13 protein-coding genes are annotated in these 14,937 nt (G+C 36.1%); 6 read left to right on the forward strand and 7 right to left on the reverse strand.

Translation table 11 applies throughout. The annotated features are described in order from the left end of the window. Nucleotides 1-35: 35 nt before the first annotated feature. Nucleotides 36-761, reverse strand: a complete 726-nt coding sequence (rpsB, locus tag DK857_RS09130) for a 30S ribosomal protein S2 (protein ID WP_023582712.1) — start codon at nucleotides 759-761, stop codon at nucleotides 36-38. A 595-nt stretch (nucleotides 762-1,356) separates the two neighbouring features. On the opposite strand from rpsB, the gene map reads away from it, so the two are divergent. From map to DK857_RS09150, 4 genes are all read left to right on the forward strand, one after another. Next, nucleotides 1,357-2,154, forward strand: coding sequence for a type I methionyl aminopeptidase (gene map / locus DK857_RS09135; RefSeq protein WP_075671708.1), 798 nt, complete (start codon nucleotides 1,357-1,359; stop codon nucleotides 2,152-2,154). Nucleotides 2,155-2,307: 153 nt separating this feature from the next. Then, nucleotides 2,308-4,953 (forward strand): bifunctional uridylyltransferase/uridylyl-removing protein GlnD, encoded by a 2,646-nt coding sequence (gene glnD, locus DK857_RS09140; protein ID WP_109402021.1) that lies wholly within the window; start codon nucleotides 2,308-2,310, stop codon nucleotides 4,951-4,953. A 34-nt stretch (nucleotides 4,954-4,987) separates the two neighbouring features. After that, nucleotides 4,988-5,812 (forward strand): 2,3,4,5-tetrahydropyridine-2,6-dicarboxylate N-succinyltransferase, encoded by an 825-nt coding sequence (gene dapD / locus DK857_RS09145; RefSeq protein ID WP_109402022.1) that lies wholly within the window; start codon nucleotides 4,988-4,990, stop codon nucleotides 5,810-5,812. 70 nt (nucleotides 5,813-5,882) lie between these two features. Next, the gene (locus DK857_RS09150) at nucleotides 5,883-6,269 is read left to right on the forward strand and encodes a DUF3461 family protein (RefSeq protein ID WP_006535910.1); all 387 of its coding nucleotides are present in this window, start codon (nucleotides 5,883-5,885) and stop codon (nucleotides 6,267-6,269) included. 145 nt (nucleotides 6,270-6,414) lie between these two features. On the opposite strand, the gene DK857_RS09155 is transcribed toward DK857_RS09150, so the two are convergent. The 6 genes from DK857_RS09155 to syd all read right to left on the reverse strand — a co-directional run bounded on the left by DK857_RS09155 (nucleotide 6,415) and on the right by syd (nucleotide 12,477). Further along, nucleotides 6,415-6,858: a flavodoxin gene (locus DK857_RS09155; RefSeq protein WP_109394060.1), complete on the reverse strand. Its 444-nt coding sequence runs from the start codon at nucleotides 6,856-6,858 to the stop codon at nucleotides 6,415-6,417. 190 nt (nucleotides 6,859-7,048) lie between these two features. Further along, a complete protein-coding gene (locus tag DK857_RS09160; RefSeq protein ID WP_109402023.1) occupies nucleotides 7,049-8,485 on the reverse strand; it encodes a hypothetical protein in 1,437 nt (478 codons plus the stop codon). A gap of 129 nt (nucleotides 8,486-8,614) precedes the next feature. After that, entirely contained in the window at nucleotides 8,615-10,060 is a 1,446-nt protein-coding gene (gene ptsG / locus DK857_RS09165; RefSeq protein WP_109394062.1) for a PTS glucose transporter subunit IIBC, read from the reverse strand. 302 nt (nucleotides 10,061-10,362) lie between these two features. Then, a complete protein-coding gene (gene truC / locus DK857_RS09170) occupies nucleotides 10,363-11,127 on the reverse strand; it encodes a tRNA pseudouridine(65) synthase TruC (protein ID WP_109402024.1) in 765 nt (254 codons plus the stop codon). A gap of 8 nt (nucleotides 11,128-11,135) precedes the next feature. Then, nucleotides 11,136-11,459, reverse strand: a complete 324-nt coding sequence (locus DK857_RS09175) for a YqcC family protein (protein WP_109402090.1) — start codon at nucleotides 11,457-11,459, stop codon at nucleotides 11,136-11,138. A gap of 466 nt (nucleotides 11,460-11,925) precedes the next feature. Further along, nucleotides 11,926-12,477 carry a SecY-interacting protein gene (gene syd, locus DK857_RS09180; protein WP_109394064.1) on the reverse strand — a complete coding sequence of 184 codons (552 nt, stop codon included), beginning with the start codon at nucleotides 12,475-12,477 and terminating at the stop codon, nucleotides 11,926-11,928. A 156-nt stretch (nucleotides 12,478-12,633) separates the two neighbouring features. On the opposite strand from syd, the gene queF reads away from it, so the two are divergent. Continuing rightward, nucleotides 12,634-13,479 carry an NADPH-dependent 7-cyano-7-deazaguanine reductase QueF gene (gene queF / locus DK857_RS09185; RefSeq protein WP_109402025.1) on the forward strand — a complete coding sequence of 282 codons (846 nt, stop codon included), beginning with the start codon at nucleotides 12,634-12,636 and terminating at the stop codon, nucleotides 13,477-13,479. Nucleotides 13,480-13,569: 90 nt separating this feature from the next. Continuing rightward, on the forward strand, nucleotides 13,570-14,937 hold the full coding sequence (gene ppnN, locus DK857_RS09190; RefSeq protein ID WP_036913815.1) for a nucleotide 5'-monophosphate nucleosidase PpnN: 1,368 nt from the start codon (nucleotides 13,570-13,572) through the stop codon (nucleotides 14,935-14,937).

Here is a 14,937-nt window from a genome sequence, read left to right on the forward strand (position 1 = left end):
CCTGGTTAAATAAGGGCTCTTACGAGCATGCCTTATTATTCAGCTTCGACTAAGCCTTCTTCAGCCTGAACAGCCAGATCTTGAGAACGACCTTCACGAACAGCTGTAGCTGCAGCGGTCAGATATAATTTAACCGCACGGATTGCATCGTCATTACCAGGGATAATGAAGTCGATACCATCTGGATCAGAGTTAGTATCAACGATAGCAAATACTGGGATCCCCAGGTTGTTTGCTTCTTTGATAGCAATGTGTTCGTGTTCAGCATCGATAACAAACAGAGCGTCAGGTAAACCGCCCATGTCTTTGATACCACCCAGGCTGTTTTCTAACTTACCAAGTTCACGAGAACGCATTAACGCTTCTTTCTTGGTCAGTTTGTCAAATGTACCGTCCTGAGATTGTGATTCTAAATCTTTCAGGCGTTTGATTGACTGACGAACAGTTTTCCAGTTAGTCAGCATACCGCCTAACCAGCGGTGGTTTACATAAAACTGGTCACAGCTTTCTGCTGCTTCTTTAACAGCTTCAACGGCAGAGCGCTTAGTACCAACAAACAGGATTTTGCCTTTACGAGAAGCAATTTTGTTCAGTTCAACCAGAGCTTCATTGAACATTGGAACAGTTTTTTCCAAGTTAATGATATGAACTTTGTTACGCGCACCAAAGATGAATGGTTTCATTTTTGGATTCCAGTAACGAGTTTGGTGACCGAAGTGAACACCGGCTTGCAGCATATCGCGCATTGAAACAGTTGCCATTTTAGACCTCTATAAATTTAAATTTGGGGTTATTTCGTCCACAAATCCCATACGACCGACTCATCAGCTGTAAAGGTTTAGCCTTTACATAAGAGCACCCCGGCGTTATGTGTCGATTTGTGTGTGTAATTAACACAATTGAATGTTTCAGATTTACTGCCATTACTCATGGTGTGATGCAATAACAGAACTCCGGCGCGCTTTATACCATAAATAACCTTAAGAAACCACTATTACTTACGATTGCCACGGCCTTATTTGACATAAAAACACATCATTTAGGCAAAGAAAAAAACGAGATTAGTGCAGTGATGATAAATATTGCTCTAATATCAATTTGCTAGAAAAACAGCAAATAGAAAAGCGCAATATGTAAAGACAGTCAGATAAAGAAAGCGTAATGTTCGTCATTATTCTCGATATCAGACAGATTGCACACATCCTCTTTATTGGCACACCTACATTCTGCTGATATCATAAATGGTAATCAGAATTATTTCTTATCATCATTCATACAATCTGCAATACAAAATATGAATACAACAAAGCGTGTTATCTAATTCGTATTGTGGCTTTTACTAGACGAAGAACTCAAATGGCTATTGTAATCAAGACAGAAGAAGATATTCAAAAAATGCGCGTCGCAGGTCGTCTTGCGGCAGAAGTTCTTGAAATTATCGCACCGTTCGTAAAACCAGGTGTAAACACCGCTGAATTAGACCGTATTTGTCACGAACATATTGTTAACGCACAACAGGCTATTCCTGCTTGTCTTAACTATCATGGTTTCCCTAAATCAGTCTGTATTTCGGTTAACGATGTTATTTGTCACGGTATTCCTAGTGAAGAAAAAATCCTTAAAGATGGTGATATCGTTAATATTGATGTCACTGTTATTAAAGATGGTTTTCATGGCGATACCTCAAAAATGTTTATTGTAGGTAAACCAACAATCCAAGGTGAACGTTTATGTCGTATCACTCAAGAAAGCCTCTACCTTGCCATTAAAATGGTTAAACCAGGCATTCGCTTACGTGAACTTGGCAAAGCAATTCAAAAATTTGTTGAAGGTCATGACTATTCTGTTGTTCGCGAATATTGCGGCCATGGTATTGGTGAAGGATTCCATGAAGAGCCCCAAGTTCTACACTATGATGCAGATGATAGCGGTGTTGTGTTACAAAAAGGCATGGCATTTACCATCGAGCCAATGGTAAACACAGGTGATTACCGTATTCGTACAATGAAAGATGGCTGGACTGTTAAAACTAAAGACAGAGGTTGGTCAGCACAGTACGAGCATACATTAGTTGTTACCGATAATGGCTGTGAAATCATGACATTACGCAAAGAAGAAGAGCCATTTATTTCAGCAGTATTAGTCAACGAATAAGCTTCTTTAGCTAAAATGTAAAAGCGACATATTTTTTCGAGATGTGTCGCTTTTTTTATTTTATTTGCTGCGAAATGGCAGAATCACTAGTCAGCTTAGCGTTTTAACATTAGTCTTAATGTCATAAGCAAACATTGAGAGAGAAGACGCATAATGACTAATAAAAACGCATTTCAAACACTGCCCCCTTCCCCTTTTTTGCTGACAGAAAATACACAAAATTGCGCTGAACTTAAGCAATCAATTGAACAATTTCAATCTTGGTTAACAGATGCTTTTCATCATGATGTTGATGTGGCTTTATTACTTCAGGCTCGTAGCCATTTCATTGACCAACTCTTAACACAATTATGGCACCATACACAGTTATCTGATTATTCTGATCTTAGTATTATTGCTGTTGGTGGTTACGGTAGACAAGAATTACATCCTCTTTCTGATATTGACCTTCTCTTTTTAAGTGAAACACCGTTATCACCAGAGGCTGAAGATAAAGTCAGTCAACTCATTACACTACTGTGGGATGTACGCCTTGAAATTGGAGCCAGTGTTAGAACAATGGAAGAATGTCTTTTAGAAGGCCTTTCAGATTTAACAGTTGCAACAAACTTACTAGAAGCTCGCCTTATTTGCGGCAATAACTCGCTTTACCAGCAATTAATTAATCATATTTTTAGCCAAGGTTTTTGGCCATCACCAGATTTTTTCGCAGCAAAAGTTGAAGAACAAAAGCAAAGACATCAACGATATCATAGTACTAGTTACAATCTCGAACCTGATATCAAAAGTAGCCCCGGTGGACTGCGTGATATCCATACTTTAATTTGGGTAGCACATCGTCATTTTGGTGCAACATCAGTTTCTGAAATGGTTAATTTTGGCTTTTTGACGCCAGCAGAAGGACAAGAGTTATTAGAGTGTCAATACACACTATGGAAAATTCGTTTTGCTCTCCATCTTGTGCTTTCTCGCTATGACAATCGACTTTTGTTTGATAGACAACTCAACGTTGCCCAACTTTTAAATTATGAAGGTGAAGGCAATCAACCTATTGAAAAAATGATGAAGGATTATTATCGCGTAACTCGTCGTGTTAGTGAGTTAAATGATATGTTACTTCAACTATTTGACGAAGCTATTCTTGCTCTGCAACCTAACGTAAAACCGCGCCCATTAGACAGTGAATTTCAGCTACGAGGTTCGTTAATTGATGTTGTTGATGACAGTTGCTTCCTTGATGATCCTATCGCTATTATGCGTCTCTTTTTGCGTATGGCAGAGCATAAAGAGATCACTGGAATCTATTCAACAACACTCCGCCATTTACGTTATGCTCGCCGACATTTAGTACAGCCTTTATGTGAGTACCCACTCGCACGTCAAGTTTTTATGCAGATATTACGCCACCCTCGTGCGGTTTCTGGTTCATTTGTCCCAATGCATAAACACAGTGTACTCGCGGCTTATTTCCCGCAATGGAATAATATCGTAGGCCAAATGCAGTTTGATTTATTTCATGCCTACACCGTTGATGAACATACTATTCGTGTTTTACAAAAACTTGAAAGCTTTGCTTCTTATGAAAACCATGAAAAACATCCGCTTTGTGTTGATATTTATCCCAAACTTCCTCAACTTGAATTACTACGTTTAGCTGCACTCTTTCATGATATTGCCAAAGGTCGCCATGGTGACCATTCCATATTAGGCGCTCAAGACGTTGCTCACTTTGCTCAGCAGCATGGTTTAAACCAGAGAGAATCAGCCTTAGTTGAGTGGCTTGTTAGTAATCACTTACTTATGTCTGTCACCGCGCAACGACGCGATATTCAAGATCCTGACATTATTTTTCAGTTTGCATCAGAAGTAAAAAATGAAAGCCGATTACGTTATCTTTTGTGCTTAACTGTTGCGGATATTTGTGCGACCAACAGCAGTCTATGGAATAGCTGGAAACAGAGCTTATTACGTGAACTTTTTCTATCAACAGAAAACCAGTTACGCCAAGGTATGCACTCTATTCCTGACCTACGTGAACGTATTCGACATCATCGTTTGCAAGCACTAACTATTTTACGAATGGAACAAGTCGATGAAGAGAAATTGCAAGCAATTTGGGGGCGCTGCCATGCCGACTATTTTTTACGGCATACACCAGAACAAATTGCATGGCATGCGCTTGCATTAATTGAGCATAATAGCGCTGAACCAATGGTGCTAATCAGTCAACAAACTGAACATGGTGGTACTGAAATCTTTATTTGGTGTGCAGATAGACCTTCCCTTTTTGCATCTGTTGCAGGTGAATTAGATAGACGTAATTTAAGTATCCATAACGCTCAAATTTTTACTAACCGCGATAATATGGCTATGGATACTTTTATTGTGTTAGAGCCTAATGGTAAACCACTGGCGATTGATAGATATAATGCTATTCGTAACGCATTGATCCAAGTCGTATCCGCCCCTTATAACGCCAATGCCAAAACTCGCTCATTACCAGCCAAATTGCGCCATTTTGACGTTCCAACAAAAATTAATTTTATAGCCTCTAATCATAATAAACGCACCTATATGGAACTATTTGCACGCGATCGCCCGGGATTATTAGCAATTATTGGTAAAGTTTTTGCTGATCTTTCTCTTTCATTGCATGGTGCCCGAATAACCACAATAGGCGAGCGTGTTGAGGATTTCTTTGTATTAACCGATAGCGAAAATAAGGCATTAAACCAAAAAATGAAGAATGAAGTCGTAGAAAGGTTGACAAAAGCCCTAGTTTCAAAGGATAAAATATAGGAACCCACGACAATACATATAGGAAATACTATTGATGCAAGCATTACAATCTATTATTGATAACGCCTTCGAACATCGTGCAGATATCACTCCAAACAACGTTGAGCCTCATATTCGTGATGCCATTAATAACGTTATTGCACTGCTAGACAGCGGAAAACTGCGTGTCGCGGAAAAAATTGACGGTCAGTGGGTGACTCATCAATGGTTAAAAAAAGCGGTTCTACTCTCTTTTCGTATTAATCACAATCAAGTGATAGATGGCAGTGAAAGTCGCTATTTTGACAAAGTACCTATGAAGTTCGCTGATTATGACCAAGCACGTTTTGAAAAAGAAGGCTTTCGTGTTGTTCCCCCTGCCGCAGTTAGACAAGGGGCTTACATCACTCGCAACACTGTTTTAATGCCATCTTATGTCAACATTGGTGCTTACGTCGATGAAGGTAGCATGGTTGATACATGGGCAACGGTAGGTTCATGTGCTCAAATCGGTAAAAATGTCCATCTCTCTGGTGGTGTTGGTATCGGCGGTGTTTTAGAGCCACTACAAGCAAACCCAACCATTATTGAAGATAACTGCTTTATTGGTGCTCGCTCTGAAATTGTTGAGGGTGTTATTGTCGAAGAAGGCGCTGTTATTTCAATGGGCGTTTATATTGGCCAAAGTACCAAAATTTATGACAGAGAAACAGGCGAAGTACATTATGGCCGAGTCCCTGCAGGCTCTGTCGTTGTATCAGGCAATTTACCCTCTAAAGATGGAAGCTACAGCCTTTACTGTGCTGTGATCGTGAAAAAAGTTGATGCTAAAACACGTGGAAAAGTTGGTATTAATGAATTGTTAAGAACTATCGACTAATATAAGAACAGCGGATAGAATTAATTCTATTCGCTATTCTTTCATTCATCTTTCTATCAGGTGCCAATATATGTACGATAATTTAAAAAATTTAGGGATCCCGCATCCTGAAGATATTGACCGCTATACCCTGCGCCAAGAAGCTAACAACGATATTTTAAAAATCTATTTTCGCAAAGATAAAGGTGAATTCTTTGCAAAAAGCGTAAAATTTAAATATCCACGCCAACGTAAAACAATTTCTGATGGTCAATCAGGACAAGGTTTTAAAGAAGTAAATGAAATCAATACTAACTTACGTTATGTAATTGAAGAATTAGATCAAATTTGCCAACAAGACCAAGTAGAAGTCGATTTAAAACATAAAATCCTAGATGACTTGCGCCACCTTGAACATGTTGTAGCAAATAAAATTGCTGAAATTGAAGCTGATTTAGAAAAGCTGACTCGCCGTTAATAACAGGCAATTTTAGCCAATATATAGGTTAGGTTTATAAAAAACACCGCTTACTTACTGTATAAAGCAGAAACAAGCGGTGTTTTAAAATCAAAAATATTATTCATTATTTTGTTAACCAACTAATTATTGGGTTCTTTTTTATTTAATCTAATAGATTGACCCAGTTTTCAAGCCAATCTATTGCAAATACTTCTGGCTCTGCGACATCCATTCCGTCTATTTTCAATATTTCACCGATACGTTTTGCTTGGTGCTCCTGTAACAACTCATCAAACTTCATCCCCGCACCACAAAAGTAGTCATAGCTACTGTCACCTAACGCAATTAGACCGTAACTTAGGTTTGGCTGATATCCCACATTATCACGCAATTCATGAAATAAAGGTGCGATAGTATCAGGTAAATCCCCTTGCCCTGTACTCGACGTTATCACTAATACGGTCGAATATTTTTTCCAATCCGCAAGAGTTCCTTCTTCATAAACATTAGCTTGGTGTTTATGCTCAAGTAAAATACGTTGAGCCTCTTCAGCAATCGCTAATGCATTTCCGTAAACTGTACCTACAAAAATACCAATTTTAGCCATAATGATTACCTACTTTATGCGGTTTAAAATTCAATAAATTTAGTGTGTCTAACATATAGAAAATTAATCTTTATCTCAAGCTTCAGTGTCTTTAATTACTTAACCTCATCCTTAAATTCACTAGAATAAATAAAATACTTATTATATTTTTATTAACAACATCTTAATTATCAATAACTCCTTTATGCCTTTATTTAACAATAAGCATGTTGAAAATTTTATTCCATTCTTTTCTTTCTTTTGAAAAAAGCCAAAGAATATCATTTTTAGGTTTTGATTCTTTTAAAGTTTTTGTTATTAATTTATTAGCCCACTCAGGTAGTTTTCCATCTTTAAAATCATCGCTATTCAATATGACATTTAAACTCTCGTGCATTAGTATTATATTGCCATGCGCTTTATTATTGATATCTAGTCGTTTTTGATATGATTTAGGAAAAAGAAACTTATATGCTTTAGAAAAAAAACCATTATAATTCTCTCGATCATTATTATTAATAAAAAGTACTGAAGCTATTTTATTAATATCCAATAAAATATTTTCTTTTGGTATTTCACTATTAATCCCAGCAGTGTATTTTTTCAATTTATTATCTAAACTTCTTAACAGTGAAATTTGTCTACCATTAACCGATTCAACAAAAATAAAATATTTATTTTTTATACTTTTTATTCTTTCCAAGCTAGATTTTAATTTCTTTAATTTATCAACCCCATCTATTTCCTCCATTGAATTTAATCTATTAACAATAATTACCTCATTATTAAATTCCGCTTCCTTTGCAATTAATATATCAAAATTTATTTTAGATAAATCATTATATTCTAAAAGATCAACAAGTTTATTTATTGCTAAGGTTGTATCAATTGTTTTTTTATTATTAATTATTATCTTAGAAGATAATTCATTTTCAAGTAATTTCATTTCATCTTGAACTTCTTTAATTTCATCTTTAATTTCATCTTTAATTTCTTGATTTTCTTTAATTTTCTTTTCCATTTTCATAATAGACATATTACATCCATAAAAATCAATATTATTATTTTTAGATGAAGATAAATTAAAAAGCTTATTCCTTTTATTACTCTTATTATCTAAATTATCATTAATATCATCTAATTTGTAAAACTTACCATTATGATTTATAAAACTATTTATAATTGGGTTTTTATCATTGAAGACTACTCCCTCAAAAGAGTTCGTATTATAAATACCCTTTCTCATTTTAGTACAAAAACTTTCCTCTTTTTTATAAGAAAGTAATCCATTAAATATTTTTTCAACATCACCAATATCATTAATGTTTTTCACACTAATTATTTTATCTTTATTATCAAAAAAAGCCTTAACACCTCCTAAGTTAATCCTTTTTCTTAGTTTTTCTATATGATTTTTATTTTCACCGTGATTAGTATATTTATCAATTGAATTGTCTAATTCTTTCTTTATATTGCTTAATAAGAATTTTTTATCTTTATTAGCAATAAAAACATTATCATTTTCTTTTTTAAAAAAAAGTGAAATACTATTTTTATCAAACTCAATACTCTTTCTATTTGTTTTATCACTTATATCTGTTATGGATAATAAAAAAATTCTATGACTATCTATGAAGGTTGTTGACATGATATCTCTCCACTCTGTTTAATACTTAACAGAATGCCATATCCAGTATCAATATTATTGCAATAAAAAAGCACTTCCTATTTTTATATGGGAGTGCTTTATGATTTGATATTACAATCAATAAGTTATTTATTCAGCACTATCCAAAGACCGAATATATTCATCCATTTCAGTTTTTAGATTATCTGACTTAGGACCAAAAATGGCTTGAATACCTGAGCCAACGACTACCACACCCGCAGCACCTAATCGTTTTAATTCATCACGATCCACTTTTTCAATTTCTTTAACACCAATACGTAAACGAGTAATGCAAGCATCTAAGCTGCTGATGTTATCTTTACCACCAAACGCGGCGACTAAAGATTGTCCCATGGCACTTTTATCAGCCTGTTTCGCATTTTTATCTTCCACTTCTCGACCCGGTGTTTTCAGGTTTAGTTTCACGATTAAGAAACGGAAAATAGAGTAATAAGTTATCGCATAAAGTATGCCAATAATTGGGAACAGATACAGTTTACTGCTGTTGCCACTTAATACGATAAAGTCAATTAAGCCATGAGAGAAACTTGTACCATCACGCATACCTAACAAGATACAAATAACAAATGCTAAGCCTGCTAAAATAGCGTGAATAACATAAAGAATAGGTGCAACGAACATAAATGAGAATTCGATAGGTTCAGTGATCCCTGTTAAGAAGGCAGTTAATGCCGCAGAAATCATGATACCGCCCACTTTTACACGATTCTCAGGGCGTGCTGAATGCCAAATCGCAATAGCAGCAGCAGGTAAACCAAACATCTTAAATAAAAAACCACCTGATAACATACCTGCAGTTGGGTCACCAGCCATATAGCGAGGAATATCGCCGTGGAAGACTTGTCCTGCACTATTTACATATTCACCCACTTGCATTTGGAACGGCACGTTCCAAATATGGTGTAAACCAAATGGCACTAATCCACGCTCTACAACACCATAAATACCAAAAGCAACAGCTGGGTTTTGATATGCAGCCCACTCAGAAAAATGTTGAATTGCTGTACCAATAGGAGGCCAAATAAAGGCTAAAATAATCCCAACAAAAATAGCTATTAAGCCTGAAATAATAGGAACAAAACGTTTTCCTGCAAAAAATCCTAAATACTCAGGTAATTTAATTCGATAAAAACGGTTAAACATCGAAGCGGCAATAATACCAGCAATGATCCCCCCTAACACCCCTGTATCAGTAAGGTGTTGAGCCTCAATTTCTGCTGGAGTTAAACCTAAAACCCAAGGAGCAACCACAATCATGGTTTTAGACATGATACCGTAAGCGACTACAGAGGCCAGTGCTGATACCCCGTCATTATTGGTAAAACCTAACGCAACACCAATAGCAAAAATAAGTGGCATATTAGAGAAAACCGAACCACCAGCCTCTGCCATAACTTGGGAAACAGAAGAAGGGATCCATGAAAGATCAGCGGAACCAACCCCTAATAAAATACCGGCAATAGGCAGTACAGATACCGGTAACATCAAGGACTTTCCGATTTTTTGTAAAACAACAAATAGGTTTTTAAACATCAAGCAGACTCCCGGAATGTGGTTTTTTATATGTTGTAAGTTTTTATTTGTTTAAAGTAGTGTGGGTTTTATTTCATAAACTTATCTAATGATAAGCCCTATTTATTTCACATCATAAAATAAATCGCTTAATGAATACATGATAGCTGTCACGTTTCAAAACATGTGATCAGATCAATTAATAGAATTATATATTTTACAAATAGTTAATAGAGATTATAAATTTGCGCAAACTATCAAGGCTTAAGTAAAAAAACCTTGATAGTCACAAATTAAAATCAATATTTGGAATAAGAAAGGAATTAAAAATGATGAGATAAATCTTCGCCATACTGCTCTAATTCAGGTCTCAATCCGCGCCAACCAAATTGATTAATAAGATGTTGCCAAGGCAGATCCCATTTAGCTGTTAAGTTAAGTGGTTGCAATGTAATTGGATGAATTAAGTTTAGATGGCTTGCATGTAACATCAAGCGATGAGATTGAAAATGATTTACAACACCACGGTTTTGACGTAAATCACCATGAGCGGTATCACCAATAATTGGATGTCGAATATGAGACATATGGCGGCGTAATTGATGCTTGCGACCCGTTTCAGGACGTAACTCTAATAGACTAAATCGAGATGTAGAGTAGCGTCCAATTGCAACCTCTTTTTCAACAGTTCCTAATGGCTGGCAATGCGTTACACAATCTTGAATTTGTGGTGGTTGAGTTGCAAATTTATCTGCAATTTTATCGAGTTCCTCGACTAAAGGGCTATCTATAACAGATGCCTCTTCAACGTATCCTCGAACAACAGCATGATAAATTTTTTCTGTTTTATGTTGTTCAAAAGATTGAGAAAGTGCTCTAGCAACATCAGAAGAAAGTGCCATTAATAGAACACCTGAAGTAGGCCTATCTAAACGATGCACAGGGAAAACATGTTGCCCAATTTGATCTCTTAATGTCTGCATGACAAACACGGTTTCATGTCTATCTAACCAACTGCGGTGAACAAGCCAACCCGCAGGTTTATTCACCGCAACAAGATGTTCATCTTGATAAATAATATCTAGCATTATCGGCCTTATGATTTAAACATTGCGTCAAGTTCACGCAAATGATTGAGTAAATCAGTAACATCTCGGCTCTTATCTTCTTTAAATGCTTCTTCGTAATAAGGTGCGATGGCAAATGTATTAGGTAATGGCGTTTCGCTTTCAATCATCGATGACAATCGCGGAATTAATACCCACTGTAGCCATTCATGAGCACTCATTGTATCAATACAGAAAGGCTCAACACTTTCAAATGCTTGTTCAGTAGGAGATTCTAATTGCCATAGCTCAATGTTCTTCATCTCTTCTTCAATCAAGAGCAATTTCGCTAAAATGCGTTGTTCTGGTGTCATCATTTATCCCTCATATAAAACTTACGAATAAGGATAACATTGGGATGGAATAGCAGAAAACAAATAAAAAAATAAAAGGAGCCGAAACTCCTTTTAGACAAGAAAAATAGTTGTCTGTACAACACGTGCATCCAAGCAAGACCGTTTTTATCTATCCCTGTGATTAAGTCCGTATCCACATTAATGGAAATATCCTATTTCCTGTGTCCTTGATTACTCTACATTTTATCGGTCACCAAGCAGTCCCTTAGTTGGTGGACGTAGAATGCCAATAATTGATTAGTTAAACAACCCACAAAACAGAAACAATTAAAGAGTTATAACTATAAATAAAAACAATAAGTTAATAACTTATTGCTCTGCTTAAATAAATCAATTTTATTTTTATCAGTGACATCTTTTTGATAAAAACACACACACTTTTTTGTAAGATATATCTCACAAGAAAAAAGGTTTATAGAGTACGTCAGTCATTATATACAGCGACTAATTCTGATAGAAAAAGAGATAAATTTTCAGCTAAAACTTCTCTTTTCTTTTTGCCGAAAGTTTCAAGAATGACTTCACCGGAAACATTACACACGGAAATTATTTCATTCTCTGAATCAGTGGTGCCAATAAACAATGTAGGTGTAAGTTTTAAACGTTTTTGTGTCACTAAATGACCAATAATATTTTCTTGTAAGCGAATAAAATCTTCTTCACTCCACACTTGGATCAAGCTGAAATCTACCTCTCTAAAACGAACTTGCATATCACCAGCATACTGAGTGGTAAAATAATCATGCAATTCTGGACGAATAATAATTCCCATTGCTTTTTCAACTTTTTCTAGTTTATCTGTTCCAACAAAAGGCTGTGGTAACCAGTAAACAACTTCATCTCCTGTTCTTGATATACAAATAGAAGGAACACCATAAAGATCTTCACTTGCAGGAGGTAAACCTGATTTTTCTTGCCATAAATCAACATATTTTTGCGTAAAAGCTTTTAATTCAGAGGAGATGTTTTCAGTCATGATTGTCTGTTTTATCTATTTAAATAAGAATTTCCTTCATGTTACCTGATTATGTCACTAATTCAGAGCATCAAAAATAAAGCATTCATATACTATTGATGTTTCAATAGTATAATTAACCTTCTTTTATTTTCAGCTAAAGTTAGGATGTAAATTATGTCGTTATATCAAGGCGATAAATCTCTTGAAGCATTATCTCTAGGTAAAGAGACTCAATACCATGACCAATATGATGCCGAATTATTGCAAGGTGTACCACGTAGCCTAAATCGAGATTCTCTCTCTTTAACTGCTGAAAATTTACCTTTTCATGGTGGTGACATTTGGACTCTGTATGAGCTTTCATGGCTTAATAGTAAAGGCTTACCTCAAGTTGCTATTGGTCATGTTGAATTAGATGCAAATACCGAGAATCTTATTGAATCTAAAAGCTTTAAATTATATCTCAACAGTTTTAATCAGACTCGTTTTGAAAGTTGGGATGTCGTCGAAAAAACCTTACTTAAAGATTTAACGACTTGTGCTAAAGGCAAAGTTAATCTGACCATTTATCCACTTTCGCATTTTACATCACAACCTATTGTTGATTTTGCTGGAGAGTGTATTGATGAACAAGATATTGAAATTAATAATTATCAGTTTGATGTGCAATGGTTAAACGAATCGACAACCGATACACTGGTTGAAGAAACCCTTGTCAGCCATCTGTTAAAATCAAATTGCCTGATTACTAATCAGCCAGATTGGGGATCAGTCGCTATTCAATATAAGGGTAAAAAGGTTGATCGTGAAAAACTACTGCGCTATTTAGTTTCATTTAGACAACACAATGAATTTCATGAACAGTGTGTTGAGCGAATTTTCCACGATATCATGCAATTATGTGCACCAGAAACATTAACTGTTTATGCAAGATATACGCGACGCGGTGGATTAGACATAAATCCTTGGCGTAGTAATTGTGAGTTTGTTCCAGAAATTAGTCGATTAGCCAGACAATAACGGGAATAATGCCTGTATGTTAATATGATCTGTGTTATACCAAGATCAGTTGCACTCAGTTTGTTATTTCAGGAGAAAAAGGAGTCCTACGTGATAACTCATGTCAGCCCATTAGGTTCCATGGATCTGCTTTCACAGCTAGAAGTTGATATGCTAAAGAGAACCGCAAGCAGTGATCTTTATCAGCTGTTTCGCAATTGTTCTCTCGCTGTTCTCAACTCTGGTAGCCTTACTGATAGTAGTAAAGAACTGTTATCTAAATACCAAGATTTTGATATTAACGTACTGCGCCGTGAACGTGGCGTAAAACTAGAGTTAGTCAATCCTCCTGAAGACGCCTTTGTTGACGGAAAAATTATTCGCTCACTACAAGCTAACTTATTTGCAGTGCTTCGTGACATATTGTTTGTTCATGGGCAGATCACAACAGCAAAGCGTGATCTTCACCTGAACTTAGAAAATAGTACTCATATCACTAATACTATTTTCTCGATTTTGCGCAATGCGCGAGCCCTTCATATTGATGAAGATCCTAATATGATCGTTTGCTGGGGAGGCCACTCAATTAATGAAACTGAGTACCTTTACGGCAGAAAAGTAGGTAACGAATTAGGGTTACGTGAACTCAATATCTGCACAGGTTGTGGACCCGGTGCGATGGAAGCACCAATGAAAGGGGCGGCCGTTGGTCATGCTCAACAACGTTATAAAAATAGCCGTTTTATTGGTATGACAGAGCCTTCAATCATTGCAGCTGAACCACCAAATCCATTAGTTAACGAACTGATTATTATGCCAGATATTGAAAAACGTCTGGAATCGTTCGTTCGAATTGGACACGGGATTATTATTTTCCCAGGTGGTGTAGGGACAGCGGAAGAATTACTGTATCTGCTTGGTATTCTTATGTCACCAGAAAACCAAGATCAAGTATTACCACTGATTTTAACTGGCCCTAAAGAGAGTGCGGACTACTTTAATGTATTAGATGATTTTATCGCAAATACATTAGGTGACGAAGCTCGACGCCATTACCAAATTATTATTGATGATGCACCTGAAGTTGCTCGTATCATGAAAAAATATATGCCATTGGTAAAAGATAATCGTCGCAGTACTGGTGATGCTTATAGCTTTAACTGGTCAATGAAGATCAATGCTGATTTACAGCTTCCTTTTGAACCAACACATGAAAATATGGCATCACTTAACTTAAGTACCGATCAATCACCTGAAAAATTAGCGGCTGACTTACGTCGTGCGTTCTCGGGTATTGTTGCAGGTAACGTAAAAGAAGTGGGTATGAAGGCGATTGAGGCTTATGGTCCTTATAAAATTCATGGTGATCGTGAAATTATGCGTCGCATGGATATTTTATTAGCTGGCTTTGTTGAGCAACATCGTATGAAACTTCCAGGCGGTACAGCTTACCAACCATGTTACGAGATTATCAGCTAA

Source organism: Proteus terrae (assembly GCF_003144325.1).
Lineage (GTDB): Bacteria > Pseudomonadota > Gammaproteobacteria > Enterobacterales > Enterobacteriaceae > Proteus > Proteus terrae.